24 protein-coding genes are annotated in these 25246 nt (G+C 74.4%); 11 read left to right on the top strand and 13 right to left on the bottom strand.

What is annotated here, in order from left to right:
- Positions 1 to 51: 51 nt before the first annotated feature.
- From MTR79_RS09665 to MTR79_RS09640, 6 genes are all read right to left on the bottom strand, one after another.
- Complete coding sequence (locus MTR79_RS09665; RefSeq protein WP_086700552.1) at positions 52 to 1002, bottom strand: aminoglycoside phosphotransferase family protein; 951 nt, start codon at positions 1000 to 1002, stop codon at positions 52 to 54.
- Positions 1003 to 1067: 65 nt separating this feature from the next.
- Positions 1068 to 2195 (bottom strand): aminopeptidase P family protein, encoded by a 1128-nt coding sequence (locus tag MTR79_RS09660; protein ID WP_189363429.1) that lies wholly within the window; start codon positions 2193 to 2195, stop codon positions 1068 to 1070.
- Between the two features lie 695 nt (positions 2196 to 2890).
- Entirely contained in the window at positions 2891 to 3367 is a 477-nt protein-coding gene (locus MTR79_RS09655; protein WP_244789754.1) for a PDZ domain-containing protein, read from the bottom strand.
- A gap of 12 nt (positions 3368 to 3379) precedes the next feature.
- The gene (cyc2, locus tag MTR79_RS09650; protein ID WP_244789753.1) at positions 3380 to 5536 is read right to left on the bottom strand and encodes a germacradienol/geosmin synthase Cyc2; all 2157 of its coding nucleotides are present in this window, start codon (positions 5534 to 5536) and stop codon (positions 3380 to 3382) included.
- Between the two features lie 94 nt (positions 5537 to 5630).
- Positions 5631 to 6809, bottom strand: coding sequence for a damage-control phosphatase ARMT1 family protein (locus MTR79_RS09645; protein WP_244789752.1), 1179 nt, complete (start codon positions 6807 to 6809; stop codon positions 5631 to 5633).
- Positions 6810 to 6849: 40 nt separating this feature from the next.
- Positions 6850 to 7497 (bottom strand): ScbR family autoregulator-binding transcription factor, encoded by a 648-nt coding sequence (locus MTR79_RS09640; RefSeq protein WP_048455543.1) that lies wholly within the window; start codon positions 7495 to 7497, stop codon positions 6850 to 6852.
- A gap of 414 nt (positions 7498 to 7911) precedes the next feature.
- Between MTR79_RS09640 and MTR79_RS09635 the strand changes: the two genes are divergently transcribed.
- From MTR79_RS09635 to MTR79_RS09615, 5 genes are read left to right on the top strand one after another with little or no spacing between them, the layout of a single operon-like run.
- Complete coding sequence (locus tag MTR79_RS09635; RefSeq protein WP_244789751.1) at positions 7912 to 8916, top strand: substrate-binding domain-containing protein; 1005 nt, start codon at positions 7912 to 7914, stop codon at positions 8914 to 8916.
- 48 nt (positions 8917 to 8964) lie between these two features.
- Positions 8965 to 11673, top strand: coding sequence for a nitrate- and nitrite sensing domain-containing protein (locus MTR79_RS09630; RefSeq protein ID WP_244789750.1), 2709 nt, complete (start codon positions 8965 to 8967; stop codon positions 11671 to 11673).
- Positions 11674 to 11710: 37 nt separating this feature from the next.
- Positions 11711 to 12142, top strand: coding sequence for a roadblock/LC7 domain-containing protein (locus MTR79_RS09625; protein ID WP_048455546.1), 432 nt, complete (start codon positions 11711 to 11713; stop codon positions 12140 to 12142).
- Between the two features lies 1 nt (position 12143).
- On the top strand, positions 12144 to 12497 hold the full coding sequence (locus MTR79_RS09620) for a DUF742 domain-containing protein (RefSeq protein ID WP_244789749.1): 354 nt from the start codon (positions 12144 to 12146) through the stop codon (positions 12495 to 12497).
- The gene (locus MTR79_RS09615; RefSeq protein WP_086702540.1) at positions 12484 to 13083 is read left to right on the top strand and encodes an ATP/GTP-binding protein; all 600 of its coding nucleotides are present in this window, start codon (positions 12484 to 12486) and stop codon (positions 13081 to 13083) included. The genes MTR79_RS09620 and MTR79_RS09615 overlap by 14 nt, the downstream gene beginning before the upstream one ends.
- A gap of 46 nt (positions 13084 to 13129) precedes the next feature.
- Here the strand turns inward: MTR79_RS09615 and MTR79_RS09610 are convergent, their stop codons facing one another.
- The 4 genes from MTR79_RS09610 to MTR79_RS09595 form a co-directional block, all read right to left on the bottom strand.
- Positions 13130 to 14086 (bottom strand): ABC transporter substrate-binding protein, encoded by a 957-nt coding sequence (locus MTR79_RS09610; RefSeq protein WP_086702542.1) that lies wholly within the window; start codon positions 14084 to 14086, stop codon positions 13130 to 13132.
- Between the two features lie 75 nt (positions 14087 to 14161).
- Complete coding sequence (locus tag MTR79_RS09605) at positions 14162 to 14827, bottom strand: ABC transporter permease (RefSeq protein WP_086702543.1); 666 nt, start codon at positions 14825 to 14827, stop codon at positions 14162 to 14164.
- The gene (locus tag MTR79_RS09600; protein WP_048455551.1) at positions 14824 to 15522 is read right to left on the bottom strand and encodes an ABC transporter permease subunit; all 699 of its coding nucleotides are present in this window, start codon (positions 15520 to 15522) and stop codon (positions 14824 to 14826) included. Before MTR79_RS09600 ends, MTR79_RS09605 begins: the two co-directional genes overlap by 4 nt.
- A complete protein-coding gene (locus MTR79_RS09595; RefSeq protein WP_244789748.1) occupies positions 15519 to 16652 on the bottom strand; it encodes an ABC transporter ATP-binding protein in 1134 nt (377 codons plus the stop codon). The genes MTR79_RS09600 and MTR79_RS09595 overlap by 4 nt, the downstream gene beginning before the upstream one ends.
- A 294-nt stretch (positions 16653 to 16946) precedes the next feature.
- On the opposite strand from MTR79_RS09595, the gene MTR79_RS09590 reads away from it, so the two are divergent.
- Genes MTR79_RS09590 through MTR79_RS09580 form a run of 3 tightly spaced genes read left to right on the top strand, consistent with a single transcriptional unit; the run spans position 16947 to position 20129 of the window.
- Complete coding sequence (locus MTR79_RS09590; RefSeq protein ID WP_244789747.1) at positions 16947 to 17636, top strand: response regulator transcription factor; 690 nt, start codon at positions 16947 to 16949, stop codon at positions 17634 to 17636.
- A 38-nt stretch (positions 17637 to 17674) separates the two neighbouring features.
- Entirely contained in the window at positions 17675 to 19087 is a 1413-nt protein-coding gene (locus tag MTR79_RS09585) for a HAMP domain-containing sensor histidine kinase (RefSeq protein ID WP_086702551.1), read from the top strand.
- Positions 19088 to 19139: 52 nt separating this feature from the next.
- Positions 19140 to 20129, top strand: coding sequence for an NAD-dependent epimerase/dehydratase family protein (locus MTR79_RS09580; RefSeq protein ID WP_244789746.1), 990 nt, complete (start codon positions 19140 to 19142; stop codon positions 20127 to 20129).
- Between the two features lie 222 nt (positions 20130 to 20351).
- Here the strand turns inward: MTR79_RS09580 and MTR79_RS09575 are convergent, their stop codons facing one another.
- Positions 20352 to 21461, bottom strand: coding sequence for a HAMP domain-containing sensor histidine kinase (locus tag MTR79_RS09575; RefSeq protein ID WP_122214202.1), 1110 nt, complete (start codon positions 21459 to 21461; stop codon positions 20352 to 20354).
- A gap of 5 nt (positions 21462 to 21466) precedes the next feature.
- Positions 21467 to 22207, bottom strand: a complete 741-nt coding sequence (locus tag MTR79_RS09570) for a response regulator transcription factor (protein ID WP_086705335.1) — start codon at positions 22205 to 22207, stop codon at positions 21467 to 21469.
- Between the two features lie 114 nt (positions 22208 to 22321).
- On the opposite strand from MTR79_RS09570, the gene MTR79_RS09565 reads away from it, so the two are divergent.
- From MTR79_RS09565 to MTR79_RS09555, 3 genes are read left to right on the top strand one after another with little or no spacing between them, the layout of a single operon-like run.
- Positions 22322 to 23047 (top strand): glycosyltransferase family 2 protein, encoded by a 726-nt coding sequence (locus MTR79_RS09565; RefSeq protein WP_189363425.1) that lies wholly within the window; start codon positions 22322 to 22324, stop codon positions 23045 to 23047.
- Complete coding sequence (locus MTR79_RS09560) at positions 23044 to 23664, top strand: DUF2064 domain-containing protein (RefSeq protein ID WP_048455558.1); 621 nt, start codon at positions 23044 to 23046, stop codon at positions 23662 to 23664. Before MTR79_RS09565 ends, MTR79_RS09560 begins: the two co-directional genes overlap by 4 nt.
- Positions 23661 to 24395, top strand: a complete 735-nt coding sequence (locus tag MTR79_RS09555; protein ID WP_244789745.1) for a class I SAM-dependent methyltransferase — start codon at positions 23661 to 23663, stop codon at positions 24393 to 24395. The genes MTR79_RS09560 and MTR79_RS09555 overlap by 4 nt, the downstream gene beginning before the upstream one ends.
- A 395-nt stretch (positions 24396 to 24790) precedes the next feature.
- Here MTR79_RS09555 and MTR79_RS09550 read toward each other — a convergent pair whose 3' ends face one another.
- On the bottom strand, positions 24791 to 25243 hold the full coding sequence (locus MTR79_RS09550; RefSeq protein ID WP_244789744.1) for a hypothetical protein: 453 nt from the start codon (positions 25241 to 25243) through the stop codon (positions 24791 to 24793).
- Positions 25244 to 25246 lie beyond the last annotated feature (3 nt).

The raw sequence follows: 25246 nt of genomic DNA, 5'->3' as shown, positions 1-25246 counted from the left end.
GCGGGGCGGGTCCGCCCGCTCCGCGCCCCGGGACGCCCGCGGTGTGCCGGGTCACGGCGCCGCGTCGCTGTCCCGGAGGTCGGTGACGCGTTCCAGCATGATGGGCTCCCAGGCGCGGCGGAGGCGGGTGCGGAGCAGCGGCAGGGACGCCGTGGCGTTGTGGACGAGCGCCTCGGCGAGGTGGATGACGCAGTCGCAGCGGGCCAGCCACAGGCCGCGCAGACAGGGGCGGGCGCCGTAGCCCGCCAGCGTGGCCGCGCGGACGGCGGCGGGGGCGCCGACGGCGCGGGCCAGACCCGCGATGTCCTCGGCCGGGTCGCCGACCACCGCCGTGTCCCAGCCGAGCACCCCCCTCACCCGGCCGTCCGCGCCGACGACCAGGTTGCCGCCCGTGAGGGCGTGGTGCACCAGCACCACCGAGCCGGCCTGCGCGGCGAGCTGCACCGTCGCGGCCTGGGTGAACTGGCGCAGCCGCGCCGCCTCGAACTCGTCGGCCTTGTCGAGCAGTTCCACGGCCTCCCCGGCCGCCCGCCGCAGGGTCTCCAGCGAGCGCGGCGGCACGCGGGGCACGCCCAGCGCCTCGGCCTGCCGTACGGGCACCTGGTGCAGCCCGGTGAGCAGGCCCGCCAGGTCGGTCTCGCCGACGGCGGACACGGTGTTCTCCTCCGCCGTGCCGCCGGGCAGCCGGGTCTCCAGCGTGCACGGCAGGCCGGGCGCCCACTCGCCCTGCGCCACCCCGACGGGCAGCGCCACGGACACGTGCGGGCGCACCACCTCGCGCAGCCGCTGCTCGCGGCGCCACCGCACGCCGGTCGCGCGGTCCGGGGCGAGGTGCAGCACGTACCGGGTGCCGACCAGCCAGGTGGTGGGGTCGGCGCCGTCGCCCGCGGGCCGCACGTCGAGGGCGGCGGCGGACGCGCCCGTGCCGTGCCCGCTGTCCTTGAGCAGGGACCGGGCCAGTCGGCGGACGGTGTCAACGGTGGGTGTCGGTGCCTGGGTCATGGTCGCGCCGTAGCCGTTCGGGAGAGGCAGGGTGGGGACGGGGCCGAGGGGCCGGTCGGTGCCGCTCAGTCGACTATCACCATCCCCCGCTCCGTGTCGTTCAGCCGCCGTCCGCCGTCCTCCGTGACGGTCACGATGTCCTCGATCCGCACCCCGAACCGACCCGGCAGGTAGACGCCCGGCTCGACGGAGAAGCACATGCCGGGGACGAGCGGCCGCTCCTCGCCCTCGATCATGTACGGCGGCTCGTGGGTGGTGACGCCGATGCCGTGCCCGGTGCGGTGGACGAAGTACTCGCCGTACCCGGCGTCGGCGATGACCGCGCGGGCCGCCCGGTCGACGTCCTGGCAGGCCGCGCCCGGCCGCACCGCGCGGAAGCCGGCCTCCTGCGCCTCGCGCACCAGGTCGTGCACCCGGCGCTCCTCCTCGGTGGGCTCACCGACGTGCACCGTGCGGGAGGTGTCGGAACCGTAGCCGTCCTTCAGGCCGCCGAAGTCGAGGACGACCATGTCGCCGCGCTCGATACGGCGGTCGCCGGCCTCGTGGTGCGGGTTGGCGCCGTTGGGGCCGGAGGCGACGATGGTGAAGTCGACCTGGGAATGGCCGAAGCGGCGCAGCAGCGCGGCGAGGTCGGCGGCCACCTCGGACTCCGGACGGCCGGAGAAGCGGACTTTCCTGATCTCCTCGAACGCGGCGTCCGCGGCGGCGCCGGCCGCGGCGAGCCGCTCCAGCTCCGCGGCGTCCTTCACGGCGCGCAGCATCGGCAGCGCGTCGGTGAGGGAGACGTACGAGGTCCCGGGGAGCGCCTGCTGGAGTCCCAGCAGGTGCAGCGCCCAGGCGTTGTCGCTGACGCCGAACCGCCCCCGGTCGCCGAGGAGGGCGGCGGTGAGGGCGTAGGGGTCCTTGCCGTCGGTCCAGTCGCGCAGGGCGAGGGCGGGCGCGCCGGTGGCCTTCTCGGCGTCCGGGGCCTCCAGGGTGGGGACGACGAGGACGGGTTCCCGGCCGGCGGCCAGGACCAGCAGGGTGAGCCGCTCGGTGACGGCGGGCGGCGCGTACCCGGTGAGCCACACCAGGTCCGGGCCCGGCGCGACGAGCAGCCCGGCGAGCCCGGCGTCGGCGGCCTGCCGCGCCGCCCGGTCCATACGGTCCTTGTAGTCGTCGGCGGTGAAGGGCACGGGCGCGGTGCCGGTCATCCGGGTGCCTCCCAGGGGCGGACGTCGGGGCTACGGGCAGCATCCTGCCCGCCGAACGGGTACGGCGCGAGCCGGTTGCCGGGGTTGCCCCCGCAGTCGCCCCGCCCGGGGGCGGGATCGCCTGTACCGCTTCCGGTACGGCGCGGGGGCCGGACGCCCCGGAGCGCCTGCATAGCCGCGCATTCACGGGCGCACCCCCGCGGCGCACCGGTGTGCACGCGGGGCGCTCCGCCCCGACCCCACGCCGGTCACCACCCGCCGCGCCCGCCGGACGCGCCATGCGCCGCGGCAGGGCTGTCGCCGCCGCCCGGGAAGCCGGAGCGCCCTCCCGGACCGCCCGGCCAGGCACGCCGTGCCACCCCGGAGCACCGGACGGCTCACCGGACGCCCGGCACGCGAGGCAAGCGGACATGCCCGTCCCACACATTGCCGCCGACGGACACACCGCGCACCGGCGGCGCCGTCCGCGAAGGGGTGGGCGCACGGAGGCCCTGGCCCACGGACGTCGCCGCGTCCGGCAGGCACGCAGCAAGCCGTGTGGCACCGGACAGCACGCGGACGAACCGCGTACGCCCACTCTCCCCGTCCGTCCTGCGTGCACCGGCGTCCGCAGGCGACGGCACGGCTCCCAGTTCCCGTGGGCGGGACACGCGCGCCGGAGGCCGCCGCCGCGGGCCCCGCGCCTCGCGGCAGCGCTACGTGAGGATCCCGGGAACCGCCGTCAGCTGCTGGTAGCCGCCCGTGGGATGCCGGACGGTCAGGCGGACGGGGGTGCCCGGTGGGATGCGGAAGACCTCGTGGGCCAGGTCCGCTGCCGTGTCGACGCGGGTGGCGCCGACGGCGAGCAGCAGGTCGCCCTCGCGGAGGCCGGCCGTGTGTCCGGGGCCGGGGTTCTGCACGCCGACCACCAGGGCGCCCGGCCGGCCGGCGTCGGTCACCTCCACCCCGAGCCGGGCGGAGAGGGCCGGCCCGGACGGCGGGGCGGGGCCGGCCCACGCGGCGGCCAGGACGCCCAGGGCGGCTCCGGTCAGCAGCAGGGCCAGCCCCGCCGCCGCCCGCCGGCCTCGCGGGCGCCCGGCGGGCGGATCCTCGGGGACGGCGGGAGCGGGGTCCGGCCGGGGCCCGGCGTGGTCGCCGGGCATCGGCCGGGGGCGGAGCGCGGGGGGTTCCACGGCGGCCCGCCGTCAGACGAGGACCGGGGGCGCCGGGGACCGGTGCGGCAGGAAACCGTGCACCCGCCCGGACAGGTACTCGTCCTTGTACCGGTCCACGCTGCGGTGCCAGTTGAGGATGCCCGCCATCCAGTTCTGCAGGTCGGTCACATAGCCCCGCATGACCGCCCGCGCCTCCTCGGAGAGCTGGAAGTCGTCGTAGACGACGGGAAGTTCGTGCTCGACGACATGCTCGAACTGCCGCATGCGCTGGTTCATCAGGTCCGCGACCACGGGCAGCGCGGTCGCGTAGTCGATGCCGAAGAAGTTCTGCACGACGAGGACCGCGTTGTGCATCTCCCCCTCGAACTCGATCTCCTTCTGGTACGAGAACACGTCGTTGAGCAGGCAGGCGAAGTCGATCGCCGCGTTCTCCAGGGAGCGCACCGGACCCGTGCGGTACACCTCCGGCGGGACCGCGGGGCCGTGTCCGGCGCGGCACAGGCCGAGCGTGAGGTCGGAGCCGAAGGTGGCGCGGCGCATCTCCAGGTAGTCCACGGGGTCCGGGACGCGGTTCTGGATCTGGTTGGACAGCTCCCACACCCACGACTCGGTCATCGTGTCGACGGCCGTCCGCAGCGGGCGGCGCTGCTCGGGCGTCATCCCGGCCGTGGTGCGGGCCCACAGGTCGATCAGGGACCGCTCCATCGCGTTGGCCGGCAGGGGCACCTCCTCGCCGTCGAGCGGCATGCAGGCGGACAGCCGGGCGGTGGTGAGCCGGGCGGCGGCCAGGTCGCGGCGGTGGCCGTGGACCAGCGGGTAGTAGTCGTCGCCGTAGGTGCCGAAGGCCAGCCAGCCGGAGGCGAGGTCGAGCTGCTCCTGGGTGGCGTCAGGGTCCAGGCCGGCCGCGCACAGGGGCAGGTCGCAACTGGCGAGCTTGTCCTCGTCCCAGACGCCCTCACCGAGGATGCCCATGCGGTGCGACCACTCCAGCAGATGCCGCCGGGAGCCCTCGAGGGCGGGGCTGAGGGACAGCGGGAAGGGCATCCGGATCTCCGGGACGACCGACGGTCCGACCTTCCGGTACGGCACGTGCCGGTAGGGGCGCAGCCGCTCCGAGGCGGCGCGGGCGAGCAGCGCGCCGACGTCGGCGGCGGACGCGCCGGGGCCGGTGACAGACTGCCAGGGGGCGCCGGGCCGGGCGTTCTCGTTCATGTAGCGGCTGGAGCGCATGTGCCATTCGTGGCCGCCGGACTGCCAGTCCTGCAATCCCTTCGCGTACGCGGCGACGGCCGCGGTCTCGGGCGGGGTGAGCCCGTTCTCCAGGGCGACGGCGGGCACCTCGGTGAACGCGGTGTGCTCGAACTGGTGCAGCCGCGAGGTGAGGACGTCGTTGACGAGGTCGGCGGCCTCCTGAGTGGTGCAGCCGAAGAAGGTCTCCAGGACGAGCACGCCGTTGCTGAGCTCTCCCTCGTCCTCGACCTCCCGCTGGTAGGAGAACAGGTCGTTGCGCAGGTGCACGGCGTCGGAGAACGTCTCCATGAGCACCCGTAGCGGACGGGTCCCGGCGACGGCGGCCGGCACCTCGGCGGTGGCGTACTCGACGAGACCGGCCGACCAGGGGGCGCCGCCCACCTTGCGGCGCATCTCGATGTACTCGACGGGGTTGGCGATCCGCCCCTCGTTGATGTTGGACAGCTCCCACAGGGACTCGTTGAGGAGGTGCTCGGTGGCGACGGCGAACCGGCGGCGCCAGTCGGCGGACATCGCCGGCACGGTCCGCGCCCACAGGTCGGCGAGGCCCGCCTCGACCGGGTTCTCCGGCTCGGGCACGGGCGTCCCCGGCTCCAGCGGCATGAACAGCGGCAGCCGGTCCAGGTGGGCCTTGCCGCCGACGCGGTCCTGGGTGCGCTTGTACTTCTCCAGGAAGTGGTCGTCGAAGAAGAACACCCACACGTACCAGTCGGTGATCAGGGACAGCGCGGGGCCGTCGCAGTCGGGGTGCGTGTAGGCGCAGAGCAGGCCGTAGTCGTGCGCGTCGAGGTCGGCCTGCTCCCAGACCCCGCTCCCCTCCAGCATGCCCATCTCGCGCGCCCAGGCCGTGGAGTGGGCCCGGGCCTGGTCCACGTGCGGATTGAGGCGCGCGGGGTGCGGCATGTAGAAGTGCGGGAGTTCGAAGGGCTGCGTCATGGCCGGGGGCTACCCGTGCCGCTCCGGCCGCATCCGCGGCCCGCCCGGTGATCACACCTTCGCGTGAAACCGTGCGGAAACGGGAGTTGGGGGCTCAGGTCCGTACCTGGATCAGCGCGTGGGTGCCGCTCGTGCGCCAGCGCCCGCTCTCCTCCGCGTCCAGCGCCGCCTCCGTCTCCGGGGCGAGGCCGGTGATCACGTCGGACTTGAGGGTGCGCAGGGCGGCGACCGCGCCCGGGAAGTAGGCGGTGACGTCGGCGAACGGGGTGGTCGGGGGCCAGTACCGGTCGCCCACGAGACGGCGGTAGTTGAGGTCGCCCTTGAGGACGGTGAGGGTGGCCTCCGCGAAGTCGGCACGCAGGTCGTCCGGCATGTCGGCGTAGGGCAGGGGCGCGCACGAGAACGGGTGGGCGCGCAGTTCGAGCCGGCCGTCGGTGAGGGCGGCGCGCAGGGCGTGTCCGTACGCCCCGGCGGCGCCCTTGGCGGCGGTGAGGCGGCGTACGGCGTCGAGGACGTCGGCGGTGGTGGCGTCGGAGACGTAGTACGGGTGCGGTTTGACGTGCAGAACGGCCCGGGTGACACGCCCGTGGGCGAGCAGGTGGGCGATCAGCAGCAGGTCGGGGACGAGTTCGCGGCCGGCGTTGTCGGCGACCAGGCAGAGGGTGCCGTCCGGGGAGCCGTCGAGCAGGGACCACAGGCGCTCGCCGTCGTCGGCGACGAGGGCGGGGACGGCGGCGGTCTCCTCGGCGCCCTCGGCGGACATGCGGAATCCCAGGTCGGCGCGGTTGCCCCAGAGGGAGCCGTGCAGCAGGGCGCGGGCGCGTTCGTCCTCGGGGAGGTCGTCGAGGGCGTCGAGCGCGGCGAGTTCCTCGTCCGTGGCGGGCGCGTCGAGCTCGGCGAGCTTGGCGGGGCGGAAGGGGTCGACGCCCTGCCAGGGACCGGGCTCGAAGTAGCCGACGGCCTGGAGCAGTTGGCGGTAGAACCAGCTCTCGGACCACAGCCAGGGCACGTCGTGCCAGGAGCGGCCGGCGTGGTCGTCCATGCCCCAGGCGGCCCAGCGGTCGCGGTCGTGGGCGCCGGCGGGCAGGGGCGTGACGGCGCCCTCGGTGCAGTTCGCCAGCAGGGCGTCGAGCGCGCGGCGCCGCTCCGGGCCGTAGGGGGTGTCGGCGGCGACCTGGCGGAGGATCGCGGGGTGACGCTCGGCCAGCACGCCGTACGGGAAGGTGCCGGGCTCGTCGGCGACGATCACGGGACCGGCGGGGGTGTCGGGCATGGGTCTCACCGTAACCCGCCGGGCGCCCGCGCGCCGGGCGTCACAGCGGGGCGGGCTCCCGTTCCAGCCGGGCGGCGAGGGACAGGTAGCGGGCGCGGCGGGTGACGGGGACCAGGCCGCGGATGAGGAGCTGCCACATCTCGGCGGTGCGGCGGGGCTGGCGGGTGACGGGTTCGCGGGCGCGGCCGACGACCCGGGTGCCGACGAAGAAGCAGACCAGGGAGTGGGCGACGACGTCGATGTCGGCGTCCGGGTGGACGTCGGCCTCCTCGACGGCGGCGGCCAGCCGGGCCGAGACGATGTCGAGCCACTCGGTGAAGGGGTGGCTGAGCGGCGGGCGCGGCCGGGTGACGCCGGTGGCCAGCCGGAGCCCGGCCCGCAGCACGGGGTCCTCGGCGGACATGCGGGCCAGGCAGAAGGTGAGGCGCATCAGCGCCTCCAGCGACGTGCGGCCGCGGGCGCCGGTGTCGCGGGCGAGCCGGTGGCAGGTCACGGACTGGAGTTCCAGGATGGCGTGGGCGAGGTCCTCCTTGGCGGCGAAGTGGAAGTAGAGGGCCCCTTTGGTGACGCGGGCGTGCTCGACGATGTCGCTGAGACTGGTCGCTTCGTAGCCCTGCCGGTCGAACAGGTCGGCCGCGGCCGTGATGATCGTCGCGCGGGTCTTCTCGGCGCGTACCTGCCTTGCCATCGACTGCACTCCTATGGCCGGAAAGCTACGGCCCATGCCGTTTGTTTTTAACGCCCTGTACACGATAACTCACGGTGCGCTGACGTTCATCACCCAGATGAACAGGCCCAGTTGAACACAACCGGCATACAGGGCGTACGCCGCGGGGTGAAACAGCACGCGAGGTATCCGTGTGCGCGCCCTCCTCGCGCCGTACGGAGCCCGCACTTCCGCTTCGCAGGTTCTCACGGTTCATCACAATGCGGCAGCGGCACCTCACTTCGCGTGGATGTTCACTTGACGACCAGTGGTTCCACGCGGTTGGCTCCGGCCAGCGAGGGTCACCCGGACGGCCGCACCTCACGGTGGCGTCCGTATCCACCGGTGTCCCGCCCCTGCACTTAGCTCTGCCGCACAGCGAGGTCCGCGCTCTCCATGAACACTCGTCCCCCGTCCCGCCGCACCCCGAGACGCCGAACCGCGGTCCTGGCGGCCGCGACCGCTCTGCTGATGGCGGGTTGCTCCTCCTCCGGCGCGGACGAGGGGGACGACGGCACGGGCTCCGTGAGCGGCTCAGGGGACCTGCGGGTCGCCCTGGTCACCCACGGCAGCGAGGGCGACGAGTTCTGGGACCGGGTACGCAAGGGCGCCGAGGCCGCCGCCGCGAAGGACGGCATCGAACTGACCTACCTCAGCGACCCCGACGGGGCCGGACAGGCCGACCTGGTGCGCCAGGCCGTCCGCGACGGCGTCGACGGCATCGCGCTCACCCTGGCCAAGCCGCAGGCGATGAAGGGCCCGGTCAACGAGGCGCGGGCCGCGGACATCCCCGTGGTCGGCCTCAACTCGGGTCTGGACGCCTGGAAGAAGGCCGGCCTGCTGACGTTCTTCGGCCAGGACGAGAGCCTGGCGGGCCGCGCGGTCGGCGAGAAGCTGAACCAGCTGAAGGCCGAGCACACGCTGTGCCTGGTGCACGAGCAGGGCAACGTCGGTCTCGAGGCCCGCTGCGCCGGTGTGAAGAAGACGTTCCGCGGCACGAGCGAGAACCTGTACGTGGACGGCACCGACGAGCGGGCCGTCTCCGGCATCCTCACGGCCAAGCTGCGCCAGGACCCCTCCATCGACCAGGTCGTCACCAACGGCGCCGATTTCGCGCTCCTGGCCGTGGACGCGGCGGCCGAGGCGGACAGCGGGGCGGAGGTGGCCACCTTCGACCTGAACGAGGAACTGGTGGACGCCGTGCGCGGCGGCAACGTCCGCTTCGCCGTCGACCAGCAGCCCTACCTCCAGGGCTACCTCGCCGTGGACGCGCTGTGGCTGTACCGGACCAACGGCAACGTCAGCGGCGGCGGGGCCGCGCCCGTCCTCACCGGGCCGGCGTTCGTCACGAAGGCGGAGGCGGACTCGGTCGCCGGTTTCGCCGCCGCCGGTACCCGCTGACGGCCGCCGTGCGTACCGTTCCCACCACCCGACAGCTCTAGGACCACGATGTCTCGACGGACAGGTGCCCGGCGCCGTCTCGGCTCCATACGCCTCTCGCTGATCCTGCTCGCCCTGGTGCCCTGCGTCACCCTCGCCGCGCTGTGGGCCCTGACCACGATCCGCATGTTCTCCGAGGGCCTGGAGCTGCGGTCGCAGACGCAGCTGAGCCGGTCCACCGGCGCGATGGGCACGTATGCCGCGCTCGACCTCCAGCGGGAGCGGGCGCTCACCGCCGACTGGCTGGCCGGACCGGACGGTTCACGGTCCGCGCTGGTCACCCAGCGGCGCGCCACCGACCGGTCCGTGGCGCGGCTCATGGGGCAGGCCGACGCGATCGCGCAGGCTCCGGCGCGCATCTCGGACCGGCTGTACTCGGTGCTCGGCTCGGTGGGCAGCCTCGAGTACTACCGCGACCAGATCGACGACCCGCGCGACATCACCGCCGAGGAGGCGCTGGAGCAGTACACGTCGGTCATCGACGACCAGATCCACGCCTTCCAGGAGCTGTCCCAGGTCGACGACGGCGACCTCACCTCCCAGGCGCAGCCGCTGGTGTCGCTGGAGCACGCGGCGGAGCTGATGTCCCGGGAGGACGCGCTGCTCACCCTCGCCTGGCCGTCCGGGCGTCTGGAGGCCGAGCGCCGGCAGGAGTTCGCCGAGCTGGTGCACACCCGGCGCTGGCTGGTCGCCGACCAGATCAAGCCGGCACTGGGCGGCGACCTGAAGACGCAGACCGAGCGGATCCTGTCGAGCCCCGAGTGGCGCGCGCTGGAGGCGGTGGAGGACCAGGTGCTGGCCACCCCGGCCGAGGGGGAGGCCCAGGAGGTCGAACTGCCGGACCTGCGTGACCGGTGGGCCGAGGCCATGGACAAGGTCACCCCGCAGTACAGCGCGATGATCCGGCAGCAGACCGACGCACTGCTCACCCGCAGTGCCGACGAGGCGGGCGGCCTGCTGGTGACGGCCGGCTCGCTGAGCGCGGCGGGGCTGCTCGCGCTGCTGCTGTGCGTGGTCCTGTCCTGGCGCATCACCCGCTCGCTGTCCCGCCGGCTGCGCGGACTGCGGCTGGCCACCCTCGGCCTGGCCCAGGAGCGGCTGCCGGACGTGGTGGCCCGGCTGGAGCGCGGTGAGAAGGTCGACCCCGAGTCGGCGACCACGCCCCTGGACTACGGCCACGACGAACTCGGCCAGGTGGCGCAGGCGTTCAACACCGCGCAGCGCACCGCCGTGCACACCGCCGTCGAACTCGCCGACACCCGGCGCGGCTTCCAGAAGATCATCCTGGGCATCGCGCGGCAGAGCCAGAACCTGGTCAACCTCCAGCTCAGCAAGCTCGACGCGCTGGAACGCCGGCACACCGACCCCGAGGTCCTCAAGGGCCTGTACGAACTCGACTCCGCCGCCAGCCAGTTGCGCCGGTACGAGGAGAACCTGGTCATCGTCAGCGGGGAGCGCCCCGGCCGCACCTGGAGCGAGCCGGTCGCGCTGATCGACATCCTGCGCAGCGCGGTGGGCGAGGTCGCCGAGTACCAGCGGGTGGAGGTGTACGCCGACGAGGAGGTGTCGCTCGCGCCGCCCGCGGTGGCCGACGTGATCCATCTGCTCGCCGAGCTGATCGACAACGCGACGGTGTACTCGCCGGCGCCCAGCCCCGTCACGGTGCGGGCGGCGATGGTCGCCAAGGGCCTCGCCGTCGAGATCGAGGACCGGGGGCTCGGCATGTCCGAGGAGGACTACGCCTCCCTCAACGCCCACCTGGCCGAGCCGCCGCAGTTCGACGTGGTGGCCCTCGCCGACGACCTGCGGCTCGGCATGTTCGTGATCTCCCAGCTCGCGCACCGCCACGACATCGCGGTCACCCTGCGTCCGTCGCCGTACGGCGGGACGACGGCGATCGTGCTGGTCCCGCACGAGGTGGTCGTCGTGACCGACGAGCCGTCGGACGCGCCGCGGGAGGCGTCCGCCGCCGAGGGCGCCTCCCCGAGGGATGCCTCGTCCCCGCTGCGTCCCCTCCCGACCCGGGACCGTGCGGGCGCGGCGCGCAAGGCCGCGGCGGAGGGCGCCGCGGCCGGGGCGAACGACGCCGGGTCCGCACCGGACGGCTCCGGCACCGCCGGCGCCGACGGCGCGGCGGGACGGTCCGGCGTGACGCGTGGCGGCTCGGGCACCACCGGCGAGGACGCCCCTGCCGGCCGGGACGACACCACGGACGGGCCTGGGGCCGCCGGGGACGGGTCCGCGGCCGGCGGGAGCGACATGGGTCCCGCGGCGGCCGGTCCCGCGGCCGCGCGTGCCGGCTCCCGCCCTACGCGGGGCATTCCCGGCTCGGCACGGGTCGGATCCGCCCCCGCGGACGGAGACACCGCGATGCCACCGACCGCCTCCGCGACCCCGCCGGGCGGCGCCGGCACCCCGCACAAGCCCGCCGCGCCCGAGCCGAACGGCAGCGGCACCGCCCGCAAGGGCGGTCTCGCCCCGCTCCCCCGGCGCGTGCCGCAGACCAGTCTCGCCGCCGAGCTGCTCGAGGAGCCCTCCGTCGAGGACCCGTGCGACGACGAGTTCACCGCCGAGCACGCCTCCTCCTCCCTGGCCTGTTTCCAGCAGGGCACGCTCCGGGCGCGGGGCGCCGTCGACGACGGGCCCGAGGACGGGCCGCCCCGCGTGCCCGCGCCCGCCTCCGGGCACCCGACCCCGACCGCTGACGCCGACCGCTGACCGCCCGACCGCCGACCGCCGACGAAGGAACACCGCCATGACACGCCCCCTGCCCGCCACCCACACCCAGCTGGACCAGCTGCTGACCGGACTCGTGGAACGGGTCGCCGACGTGAACCAGGCCGTGGTGCTCTCCGAGGACGGCCTGGTGGTCTCCAAGTCCACCGGCTTCCTTCGCGACGACGCCGAGCGTCTGGCCGCGACGGCGTCCGGTCTGATGAGCCTGAGCAAGGGCGTCAGCATGGACTTCCGCGGCGGCCCGGTGCGCCAGGCGCTCATCGAGATGGCGCACAGCTACCTGATCCTCACCTCGGCGGGACCCGGCGCCCATCTGGTGGTGCTGACCGGCCCGAAGGCGGACGTCGGCGTGGTCGCGTACCAGATGAACATGCTGGTGAAGAAGATCGGCGAGCACCTCAGCGCGGCCCCGCGGGAGACCAGCGGTCCCGCCGAAGACCCCGGCGTGTGAGGTGGGCGGGAGCGACCCTTCGGGCCGGCTGGTACGGCCGTTCACCCTGACCGGGGGCCGCACCCGGCCGAGCCGCGCCGACTTCACGCTCATCACGACGGTGACGACGGCCGACCCGCAGCCCGAGACCGCCGCCCGGCCGCAGCCCGAGCACACGCGGATCCTGCGGCTGTGCGTCCGCCCCATGGCGGTGGCCGAGCTGGCCGCGCGGCTCGACCTGCCGGTGAGCGTGGTCGTCATCATGCTCTGCGACCTGCTGGAATCGGGCCGGATCACCGTCCGTCCCCCGCGTCCCGTCACCACCCCGGATCCGGACCTGCTGCAGAAAGTGAGGGAAGGCCTTGGCCGGCTCTGACACCGTCTCCCGGGCGTCCGCCGACGGCGGCGCGCCCGACACGGTCAAGATCCTGATCGCCGGCGGTTTCGGCGTGGGCAAGACGACCCTGGTCGGCTCGGTCAGCGAGATCAGGCCGCTGCGCACCGAGGAGCCGCTGACCATGGCGGGCCTGGACGTCGACGACCTGGAGGGCGTCGAGGAGAAACGTGTCACCACGGTGGCCATGGACTTCGGCCGGATCACCGTGTCCGGCGACCTGGTGCTGTACCTGTTCGGCACGCCGGGGCAGCAGCGGTTCTGGTTCATGTGGAACGACCTGGCTCACGGCGCCCTGGGCGCGGTGGTCCTGGTCGACGTGCGGCGGCCCAAGTCGAGCTTCGCCGCGATCGACTTCTTCGAGCGGCGGGGCATCCCGTTCGTGGTGGCCGTCAACGGCTTCCACGGCGAGCACCCTTACCCGGTGGAGGACATCCGGGAGGCGCTGACGCTGCCGGCGGACGTGCCCGTGCTGCTGTGCGACGCGCGGGAGCGCGAGTCCTCGCGGGACGTGCTGATCGCGCTGATCGACCTGCTGATCGCGCAGGCGGCGGCCGCCGCCGGATGAGCCCGCGGGGTGCGGCGGACCGCTCCGCCGCACCCCGTGACGGGTCTCACACGAGACCGGCGGACTTCAGCCAGGCCTTGGCGACGTCCAGCGGGTCCTTCTTCTCCAGCTGCACCTGGGCGTCCAGGTCGAGCAGCGTCTTGGTGTCCAGCTTCGCGGAGACCGCGTTCAGCGCCTCGACGCCCTCCTGCGGCAGCCCGTCCTTGCGGACCAGCGGGGTGACGTTGGCGTACCCGAAGAGGTTCTCCGGGTCCTTCAGGACGACGAACTTCTCCTTGAGGATGGTCGGGTCCGTGGTGAACACGTCCGCCGCTTGGACCTCGTTCTGCGCGAGGGCCGCCTGGGTCAGGGGGCCGCCCGCGTCCAGCGCCTTGAAGGACTTGAACGTCAGCCCGTAGACCGCCTCCAGGCCCTTGAGGCCCTGCTGCCGGGTCTGGAACTCGGGCGAGCCGCCGATCACCAGCTCGGGCGCGGCCTCCTTCAGGTCGGCGAGGGTGGACTCGGCGGTGAGGCCGTACTTCTTCGCCGTCGCCGCGTTGAGGGCGACCGAGTCCTTGTCCTCGGCGGGCGAGGACTCCAGCAGGGTGAGCTGCTTGTCCAGCTTCGCCTTGACCGCCTCGTTGACCGCGTCGGCGGAGGTCTGCTCGGCCTTCTCGTCGAGGTAGGCGAGGAGGGAGCCGTTGTACTCCGGAAGGACCGTCACCGAGCCGTTCTTCATCAGGCCGTAGGTGGTCTCACGGCTGCCGATGTTGTGCTTGTAGGAGACCTTGAGGCCCTTGGCGCGCAGCGCCTCCCCGTAGATGTCGGCGAGCAGGGTGGACTCGGCGAAGTTGTTCGAGCCGACGACGACCGTGCCCGCCTCGGCCTTGTCACCGTCGAGCGGGTTGTCGGAGGTGTCCCCGGAGGAACACCCGGTGAGCAGCGCCGCCGCGGCGGCGAGCGCGACCGCCGCCGCTCCGTGGTGCCTCGTCCTCGATCTGCTGCTCTTCGCCGTGGAAGTCATTCACCGATCCAATCCAGCCGTCTCACGCCCGGTCAAGAACGTCAGGGTCACATTTGTCGTACAACTGATCGAATGTCAGCGGCGTCGCACTCCGGGCGACACCGCGAACCGCTCCACGGCCCGGAACAGCGCGAGCGTGATCAGCGCAAGCACCGCCACCAGCGTCGCCCCGCCGACGACCTTCTCGTAGTTCCGCTGGTAGAGACCGTCGATGACGTACCGGCCCAGCCCGCCGAGGCTGACGTAGGCGGCGATGGTGGCCGTGGACACGATCTGGACGGCGGCGGACCGCAGACCGCTGAGGATCAGCGGGAGCGCCACCGGCACCTCCACCCGGAACAGGACCCCGGACTCGGGCATACCCATCCCGCGGGCCGCGTCGACGGGGGCGGGGTCGACGGTGCGGACCGCCTCGTACGTGGTCACCAGGATGGGGGGCACGGCGAGCACGACCAGCGGGATCATCACCGGCAGCAGGCCGAAGCCGATGAGCAGCACGGAGAGCACCAGCAGGCCGAAACTGGGCAGGGCGCGGGCGGCGTTGGCGACGACGGCGATCGCGTTGCCGCCGCGTCCGGTGTGCCCGGTCAGCAGCCCGACGGGCAGGCCGATCGCCGCGGCGACCGCGAGGGCCAGCAGGGTGTACCGGACGTGCTCCAGGAAGCGGGACGGGATGCCGTCGTAGCCGTGCCAGTGCGCGCTGTCGCTGAAGAACGCCTGGACGAAGTTGAGGACGTTCACCGGGCGGCGCCCTTCGTGAGGAGTTCCTCGCGCGGGGCGGCGGTCCGTTCCCGTCCCGAGCGGGGCATCCACGGGGTCAGCGCGCGGCGCAGGGCGACCAGCGCGGCGTCGCACAGGACCGCCAGGACCGCCGTGGTCAGCACGGCGTTCGCCGCGAGTTCGGGCCGGTCGTACTTCTGCGCGGCGGCCATCAGATTGCCGAGGGCGCCCTGGTTGCCGATGAGGGCGCCGACGCTCACCAGGGAGATGCTGGACGCGGTGGCGACCCGCAGGCCCGCGACGATCGCGGGCGCGGCGATCGGCAACTGCACCTGGAGATACCGCCGGACGGGGCCGAATCCCATGGCGGTGGCGGCGGAGAGGGTCTCGTCCGGCACCGAGCGCACGCCGTCGGCGATCGCCGGGACCAGCACCACCAGGCTGTAGAGGGCCAGCGGGATCATCACGGTCAGCTCGGTCTGGCCCGTCCAGTCGATCAGCACGACGAAGAAGGCGAGGGACGGTACCGCGTAGAGGACGGTCGTCACACCGAGCACGGGCGGGTACAGCCAGCGGAACCGGTTGCACAGCAGCGCCAGCGGCAGGGCGAGCAGCAGGCCCGCGGCCACCGGCAGCAGCGCCTCGCGCAGATGCACCCCGATCAGGCCGGCCCAGCTGTGCTGGAGGTCGCTGGGGATGTCGAAGAAGCCGTTCATCCGGCGACCTTCTCGTCCTCGCCGCGCGCCGCGTCGGCGTCCGGGTCCGGTGCCGCCTGGGTGTGCGCGGCGCGGATGGCCTCGCCGATGGTCTGCTGGGAGACCACGCCGGTCACCCTGCCGTCGGCGTCGACGGCGACCGCCCAGCCGGTGGGCGAGAGGACCGCGCAGTCCAGCGCGGCGCGCAGCGAGTCCGTGCCGGGCCGGAACGGACGCCCGTACGACAGCAGCCGGTCGCCGCCGCTCCCCCGCTCCCGCCAGCCGAGCGGGCGGCCGTCGGCGTCGGTCACCAGCAGGTACGGCGCGTCGGAGGCGGCGAGGCGTTCGGCGGGCGCGTCGGCCGAAACGACCGCGTCGGTGGTCAGCTCCAGCGCGTCCGAGGGGAAGAAGGACAGCCGGCGGATGCCGCGGTCGGCGCCGAGGAAGTCCTCGACGAAGGCGTCGGCGGGGTGCGACAGCAGGTCGGCGGGCGGCGCGTACTGGGCGAGCCGGCCGCCCTCGCGCAGCACGGCGACCATGGTGCCGAGCTTGACGGCCTCGTCGATGTCGTGGGTGACGAAGACGATGGTCTTGCCCAGTTCGTCCTGGAGGCGCAGCAGCTCGTCCTGGAGGCCCTTGCGCACCACCGGGTCGACGGCCGAGAACGGCTCGTCCATCAGCAGCACCGGCGGGTCCGCGGCGAGCGCCCGCGCCACTCCGACGCGCTGCTGCTGGCCGCCGGACAGCTGGTACGGGTACCGCCCGGCCAGGGCGGCGTCGAGCCCCACCCGCTCCATCAGCTCCGCCGCCCGCTCCCGGGCGCGCCGCTTGCCCCAGCCGAGCATGCGGGGCACGGTCGCGATGTTGTCGGCGATGGTGCGGTGCTGGAAGAGGCCCGCGTTCTGGATGACGTAGCCCATGGAGCGGCGCAGGGTCGTGACCGGCTGCCGCTGGACGTCCTCGCCGTCGAGGAGGATCGTGCCCTCGGTGGGCTCGACCATTCGGTTGATCATGCGCAGGGTGGTCGTCTTGCCGCAGCCCGAGGGGCCGACGAGGACGGTGATCGAGCGGTCGGGGATCTCCAGCGACAGCCGGTCGACCGCCACCGTGCCGTCCGGGTACCGCTTCGTGACTGAGTCGATCCGTATCAAGACGCCGCTTGCCCTTCGGGTGGCAGAAGTTTGGTCGGCCGAGGTCGCCCGCGCCGTGTGCCGGTCGAGTGTAGACGTCGGCACCGACAGGGCCCCGGGACGATTCACGGGACCCCGGCGTCGGGGCGGCCTGGGGCCACGCCGCCACCTGCCCGGATCCCGGCGCGCCAAACCACCCGCCTCACATCGACCGCATGCCGGACGTCACTCGGTTTCCTGTCGGTTCGCTGTCGATCGGGCTCCGGCCGGGCAGCGGCCTCGGGCCTGAGGGGGACGGTGACGCAGTATGGGCGGGTGGACAGAGTGCGACTGCTCGTGGTGGACGACGACCCTCCGATAGCCGACCTGGTGGCGACGGTCGCCCGGTACGAGGGGTGGGAGGCGGTCACCGCCCACACCGGCGAGGAGGCGCTGCGCCGCGCGGAGGCGTTCCGCCCGGACATAGTGGTGCTCGACCTGATGCTGCCGGACGTCGACGGGTTCGGCGTGCTGGACGGGCTGCGCCGCTCCGGGCAGATGGTGCCGGTGGTGTTCCTCACCGCGCGGGACGGGGTCGCCGACCGGGTGGCGGGACTGACCCGGGGCGGGGACGACTACCTGGTCAAGCCGTTCGCGGTCGAGGAGCTGATGGCGCGGCTGCGGACGGTGCTGCGGCGCAGCACGGGCCCGGACTTCCCCCGGTCGGTGCTGCGCGTGGGCGATCTGACGATGGACGAGGACACCCGGGAGGTGCGGCGCGGCGACCATCTGCTGGCGCTCACCCCGACCGAGTACGAGGTGCTGCGCTACCTGATGCGCCGCTCCCCCGCCGTCCTCACGAAGGCGCAGATCCTCGACCATGTGTGGGAGTACGGCTTCGGGGGCCGGTCCAACGTGGTGGAGCTGGTGATCAGCCGGCTGCGGCGCAAGCTGGACGCCACCGGCGCGCCGCTGATCCGCACCGTGCGGGGCTTCGGGTACGTGATCCGGCAGGCGGGCGAGTGAGGGCCGCCGCCCGGCGGCTGCGGGACACCTACCGGCGGATGCGGCTCGGCACCCGCCTGGCGCTGGGCCTCGGGGTGCTGTCCCTCGCGGTGTTCGCGGTCGTCGGCACGGCGCTCACCGCGTACATGCGGGACTATCTCGAACAGCAGCTCGGCGAGCAGCTGAAGCTCATCCAGACCGTGCAGGCCAAGGACGCGGCGGCGCACGGCACGGTACGACGCAAGCCGTACTACGGGTGGTACACGGCGGTGTACGACGTCAGCGGCGGTTCGGTCTCGCTGCGCCGGCCGGCCGACGTGCCCGACGACACCCGGCCGCTGTCCGAACTCGCGCGGGCGATGGCGCACTCCGACACCGAGCTGATGCGCACCGCGCGGATCGACGGGGAGGGCACCTATCGGCTGCGCGGCTGCGAGGTCGAGCCGGGGGTGGTGCTGGTGAGCGCCGCCCCGGTGGAGGACGTGGAGGAGACCGTCGAACGGCTGGTCACCGTGCAGGTGGTGGTGTTCGCGCTGGCGCTGACGGCGCTGGTGGTGTTCGGGCGGCGGATGCTGCGGCGCGGGCTGAAGCCGCTGAGCGACATGGCGCACACCGCGCACGGCATCACCTCGCACGACCTGACCGAGGCGGCGGCCCGGCTGCCGCTGCGCGCGGACGGACGCGACGGCGGACGCGAAGTGGCGGAGCTGCGCACCGCGTTCAACACGATGCTCGAGCACATCGACGACTCCCTCGCGGTCCGTGCGGAGGCGGAGCTGCGGCTGCGCCGCTTCGTCGCGGACGCCTCGCACGAACTGCGCACCCCGCTGATGTCGGTGCGCGGCTACGCGGACCTCTTCCAGTACGCCGCCGCGAACGAACCCGCCGAGCGGGAGAGGCACCTGGCGCGGCTGCGGGCCGAGGCGGCGCGGATGGGCGTCCTGCTGGACGACCTGCTGCTGCTCGCCCGGCTGGACGCGGCGGAGGTGGAGGCGCCGCTGCGGACGGCCGGCACCGACCTCACGGAGCTGGTCCAGCAGGCGGCGGACGCGTTCCGCGCGGGCCGCCCCGCCCATCCGCTCACGGTGACCACCCGCACCACGGGTCCGCTGGTCCTGTGCCTCGACCCGCAGCGGATACGGCAGGTGCTGGACAACCTGCTCGCCAACGCGGCCGTGCACACCCCGCCCGGCACCCCGGTGACCGTCGAGCTCGACACCACCGCCGGGACGGCCCTGGTGCGGGTCGCCGACGCCGGCCCCGGCATACCGGCGGACCACCGGGACCGGGTCTTCGACCGCTTCTACCGCGTCGACAAGGCCCGCACCCGCGACCGCGGCGGCAGCGGGCTCGGTCTGGCGGTCGCCCGCTCCCTGGTCCGCGCCCACGGCGGCGACGTCGAGCTGACGAGCCGGCCGGGGGCGACGGTGTTCACGGTGCGGCTGCCGTACCGGGGTCTTACGGGGGTGTGACGTGCCGGGCGCGCAGCCGCCTCCGCGGCGGTCGCGGGCTTAGCGTGACGTCATGCGTGTGCTGGTCACCGGCGGTGCCGGTTTCATCGGATCCCATGTCGTCACGGCGCTGCGGACGCGCGGGCACGAGCCCGTCGTCCTCGACGTCCGCACCGACCCGGCGGCGGACGTCCGCGCGCCGGACGCGGTGCGGGCGGCCCTCCGAGGCGTGGACGCCGTCTGCCACCAGGCGGCCATGGTCGGCCTCGGCACCGGCTTCGCCGACGCGCCCGAGTACGTCTCCCGCAACGACCTCGGCACGGCCGTCCTGCTCACCGCCATGGCCGACGCGGGCGTACGGCGGCTGGTGCTGGCCGGCTCGATGGTGGTGTACGGCGAGGGCCGCTACGAGTGTCCCCGGCACGGCGTCGTACGGCCGGGCCCGCGCGCCCAGGAGGACCTGGCGGCCGGACGCTTCGAACCTCCGTGCCCGGTGTGCGGGGCCGCCCTCGCCCCGGGCCTGGTCGCCGAGGACGCCCCCGCCGACCCGCGCAACGTGTACGCCACGACCAAGCTGGCGCAGGAACACCTGGCCGCGGCGTGGGCGCGCGCGACGGGCGGCTCGGCGGTGTCGCTGCGCTACCACAACGTGTACGGCCCGGGCATGCCCCGGGACACCCCGTACGCCGGGGTCGCCTCCTTCTTCCGCTCGGCCCTGGCCCGCGGCGAGGCCCCACGCGTCTTCGAGGACGGCGGCCAGCGGCGGGACTTCGTCCACGTCCGGGATGTCGCCTCGGCCAACGTGGCGGCCCTGGAGGCGGATCCGCCCGCCGGCGCCCTCACCGCGTACAACACGGGCAGCGGCACACCGCACACGGTCGGCGAGATGGCCCGGGCCCTCGCCGAGGCCCACGGCGGCCCGTCGCCCGTCGTCACCGGCGACTACCGCCTGGGCGACGTCCGCCACATCACGGCGGACTCCACCCGCCTGCGGACGGCCCTGGGCTGGAAGCCGGAGATCACCTTCGAGGAAGGAATGAGAGAGTTCGCCGCCACGTCTTGAGGAACGCGGGGCACAGCGCACCTCAAGGGGCGCGGGGAACTGCGCGAGCAACCCCCACCGGCCCGCGGAGAATCCCGCACGCCAACCCCCGCCCCCTCAGGGGCGCGGGGAACTGCGCGCTCGGCCCCCACCGGCCCGCGCGGGGTGACAACGCCAACCCCACCCCCTCAGGGGCGCGGGGAACTGCGCGGCCAGCCCCCACCGGCCCGCGGTGAAGAACCCTCACCCCGCCACGGGCAACGTCACCTCGAACCGGCACCCGCCGTCGACGTTCCGCACATCCGCCCTCCCCCGGTGCGCCTCCACGATCCCCCGCACAATGGCGAGCCCCAACCCCGCCCCCGCCGGAGGCGTCCTCGCGTCGCTCCCTCGCCACCCCGTGTCGAAGACCCGCGGCAGATCCTCCTCGGGAATCCCCCCGCACCCGTCCGTGACGGACAGCACCACCCCCTTCCCCGCCCGCCGCGCGGACACCGCGACCGTCCCGTCCGCCGGCGTCCGCCGGATCGCGTTCACGAGGAGATTCCCCAGCACCCGGCTCATCTCCCGCCCGTCCACCTCCACCGGCACGGGCTCCACCCCGTCCCCGACGAGCCGCACCCCGTGCTCGCGGGCGAGCGGATCCGCACCGGCGAGGGCGTCGCCGACGAGGTCGTACACGCTCATCCGCGCCGGCGACAGCGACAGCGCCCCCGCGTGGATGCGGGACAGCTCGAAGAGGTCCCCGACCATCTCGTTGAGCCGCTCCACCTCCGTGCGGATCTGCCTGAGGTAGCGGTCGGGGTCGGCGGCCACCCCGTCCTCCAGCGCCTCGGCCATGGCGCGCAGCCCGGCGAGCGGGGTCCGCAGATCGTGCGAGATCCAGGCGACGAGTTCACGCCGCGAGGACTCCAGGGCCCGCTCCCGGTCCCGGGACTCCGCGAGCCTCACACTCGTGGCCTCCAGCTCCCGGCTCAGCGCGGCGAATTCGGCGGCGGCCGGCCCGTCGGGGGCGGCGAAGTCCCCGCCGTCCCCGAACGACCGTGCCGCCAACGCGAGTTCACGGCTCCGGGCGACGACCCACCGCCCCAGCAGCAACGCGGTGACGAGCGAGACGACCGCGGCCATGGCCACGACGGTCGTCACCACACTCAGATCGTGCGGCGACAGGAACATCGCGCGGGCGACGGCCAGCGTCCCCGCCAGCATCGCCGCGACCGCGACGGCGGCGACGACCGCCATGTGCGCGGTCAGCGACCGCCGGCGGATCAGCAGCAGGACGCCCGCGCCGAGCACCCCGGCCGTGGTGGCGCCGAGGAACGCGAACAGGGCGATGAGCAGGGCGTCGCGCACCGGCCTCACGCCTCCTCGGTCGTCGCGGGGTCGAAGCGGTAGCCGACGCCCCACACGGTGCGGATGAGCCGGGGCCGCGCCGGGTCGTCCTCGACCTTGCCGCGCAGCCGCCGTACGTGGACGGTCACGGTGGACAGGTCACCGAAGTCCCAGCCCCACACGTCCCGCATCAGCTCCTCCCGCGCGAACGCCCGTCCGGGGTGGGCCAGGAAGAACGCGAGCAGATCGAACTCCCGTACTGTCAGGGCGAGTTCGCTCCCATGCTTGGAAGCCCTCCGGGCCTCCGGATCAACGGTGAGCCCGGCCGCCCGCAGCACACCGGAGCCGGAGCCGTCACCGGACGGGTCCGTCACCGGCCGCACGCGCCGCAGCACGGACCCCACCCGCAGCACCAGCTCACGCGGACTGAACGGCTTGGTGACGTAGTCGTCGGCCCCGACCTCCAGGCCCAGGATGCGGTCGTCCTCGTCGCCACGCGCGGTGAGCATGATGACCGGCACCGGTCCCTGCCCGCGCATCCTGCGGCACACCTCGAGGCCGTCCATGCCGGGCAGCATGAGGTCCAGGACGACCAGGTCGGGCCGGTGGGCTGCGGCGCGGGCGAGGGCGTCGGGGCCGTCGCCGGCCCGGTCGACCACGTACCCGGCGCGGTCGAGGTAGCCCGTGACGATCTCGGCGACGGTGGGGTCGTCGTCGACGACGAGGACCCGGGCTCCGGCCCCGCCGCCGGTGGGTGGCTGCTCCATGCCGTCCAGCCTCGCACTCCGCGCGCGCGAACCGGCCGGTGCGGGTGCCGACGTCCGTGTTTCGTAAGAAGCCGATGCCCGGTATGCCCGTTTCGTGTTCGTAGGGTGAGAGCCGTGACCACCTCCCCCTCCTCACCGGAACCACCGCCGGACGGCCCGGCCCGGACCGTGGACGTCGTCCTGCCCTGTCTCGACGAGGCCGCCGCGCTGCCGTGGGTGCTGCGCCGGATCCCGCCCGGCTGGCGGGCGCTCGTCGTCGACAACGGCTCGACCGACGGCTCCGACCGCGTCGCCCGCGAGCTCGGCGCCACGGTCGTGCGCGAGGCGCGGCGCGGCTTCGGCGCCGCCTGCCACGCCGGACTGACCGCCGCCACGGCCGAGATCGTCTGCTTCTGCGACTGCGACGCCTCCCTGGACCCGTCGGACCTGGTGCCGTTCGTCGACGAGATCCGCTCGGGCGCCGCCGACCTGGTGCTGGGCCGGCGCCGCCCGCGGGGGCGGGGCGCCTGGCCGGCGCACGCCCGCGCGGGCAACGCGGCCCTCTCCCTGCTGCTGCGCCGCCGTACCGGACTGCGGCTGCGCGACCTGGGCCCGTTGCGGGCGGCCCGGCGCGAGGAGCTGCTCGCGCTGGACCTGACCGACCGGCGCAGCGGCTACCCGCTGGAGATGGTGGTGCGCGCCGCCGACGCCGGCTGGCGGATCACCGAGCACGACGTGCCGTACACCCCGCGCACCGGCGCCTCGAAGGTGACCGGCACCTGGCGGGGCACCTACCAGGCCGTACGGGACATGAGCCGGGTGCTCCAGGAGCCGCCCGCGCGCGAGGGGGTGACGCCGTGACGGCGCCGGAGGTGACACTGCTGGTCATCGCGAAGGAGCCGCGGCCGGGGAGGGTGAAGACCAGGCTGACCCCGCCGTTCACGCCGGAGGAGGCGGCGGCGCTCGCCGAGGCCGCGCTCGCCGACACCCTCGACGCGGTCGCCCGCACCCCCGCGAGACGCCGGGTGCTGGTGCTGGACGGGTCGCCGGGGCCCTGGCTGCCGGCCGGTGTCGAGGTCGTGCCGCAATGCGCGGGCGGCCTCGACGAGCGGCTGGCCGGCGCGTTCGCCGGGTGCGACGGGCCCGCCCTGCTCATCGGCATGGACACCCCGCAGGTGACGCCCGAGCTGCTGACGGTGGACTTCGCGGACTGCGACGCCTGGTTCGGCCCGGCCGCGGACGGCGGCTTCTGGGCGCTGGGCCTGGCCGGCCCCGACCCGGACCTGGTGCGCGGGGTGCCCATGTCGACGCCTCACACCGGTGCCGCGCAGCGGCGGCGGCTGGACGGGCTGCGGGTACGGGACCTGCCGCTGCTGCGGGACGTGGACACGGCCCGGGACGCCGCGGCCGTCGCCGGCGCGGCGCCTGACGGACGGTTCGCCGCGCGGCTGGCCCGGCTGACGGCGGCCCGCCGGTGAGCCGGGCACGGACGACGGCCGCGCCCCCGCTCGGCCCCCAGCGCACCACCCCCGCCCGTCCGCTCCCGGCCGCCGACCCCGCCTGGTCGGCCGACCCGTACGCCGACGCGCTGCACGCCGGCCGGGGCCCGCTGTTCCTGCGCCGCGCCGACGGCTGGCTGCTGCCGCTGGACGTGGAGCGCTGGTGCGCGGAGCCGGACCCGGCCGACCTCGAGGTGCTGGGGCGCTGCGAGGGCGCGGTGCTGGACGTGGGCTGCGGGCCCGGCCGGCTGGTGGCCGCGCTCGGCGCACAGGGGCGCCGGGCGCTCGGCGTCGACGTCAGCGAGGCGGCGGTGGCGCACACCGTCCGGCGCGGCGGACGGGCGCTGCGGGCCTCGGTGTTCGACCCGCTGCCCGGCACCGGACGCTGGGACACGGCGCTGCTGATGGACGGCAACATCGGCATCGGAGGCGACCCGGCCGCGCTGCTGCACCGGATGGCGCGGGTACTGACGGCGGGCGGGCTGCTGCTCGCCGAGACGGTGCCGTACCCGGACGTCGACGAACGCGTCACCGTGCGGGTCACCGGCCTTCACGACACCCCCGGCGCCCCCTTCCCCTGGGCCCGCCTCGGCACCCCGGCGCTGCTGCGCCGCGCACGGGCGTGCGGGTGGCGCGCGGCGGACCGGTGGTCCACGGACGGGCGCACCTTCGTCGCCCTCCGGGCACCCGCGACGGCGACCGCCGGCTGACCGTCACGTCGCAGGGCGGGCCGCCCACCGCGGCCCGCCCTCCGGCGTACGCGGAACCGCCGGACTCATCCCGCATGTCGTCCGCACGGGACGCGACAGCGCAGGGAAGGGGCGGCGGCGCCCCCACGGGGCCGCCCGCCCCCGCCCGACGCTCCCTGCCCCACGCTCGACGCCTCACGCCCGACGCCCGACGCTGACGCCCGACGCCTCACGCTGACGCCCGACGCCTCACGCCCGCCACTGACGCCCAACGACGCCTCACGCCCGACGCCCGACGCCTCACGCTGACGCCCGACGACGCCTCACGCCCGACGCTGACGCCCAACGACGCCTCACGCCCGATGCCTGACGCTGACGCTGACGCCCGATACCCGGAGCCTGACGCCTCTGCCCCCTCACTCCGCCGCCTCCGGCCGCCTCCTCCCCGCCCGCATCGCGAACAGCACCGCCGAGCCGCCGAACAGCGCCGCCGTGATCAGCAGCCAGCGGGCGGCGAAGCCGTCGGCGGAGAGGGCGGTGGCGGCCGCGTACCGCTCCGACACCCGGCCGGAGATCAGCGGGAACCAGACGAGGAGCAGCAGTCCGGAGAGGGCGGCCGGGACGCGGACGTGGTTCACCCACGCCGTGCGTCCGGCCGTGACGGTGATCAGGGCGCGGTCGGCCGCCGCGTACAGCGGCAGCAGCACCAGGTCGTGGATCAGCGCCGCGCCCACGAACCACACGGTGATCATCAGCCAGTCGCCGTCGAGCAGCCGCACGCCCGCGTACGCGCACAGGGCGAACGAGCACAGCAGTACCAGCAGGTGGAAGGGGCTGCCCAGCACGGGCCGGGGGATGCGCTTTGCCACGGG

This window comes from Streptomyces sp. BJ20, assembly GCF_022869105.1.
GTDB lineage: Bacteria > Actinomycetota > Actinomycetes > Streptomycetales > Streptomycetaceae > Streptomyces > Streptomyces griseoincarnatus.
The sequence above is the reverse complement of the archived record's forward strand: the minus strand, read 5'-3'. Positions and strand labels throughout refer to the sequence as shown.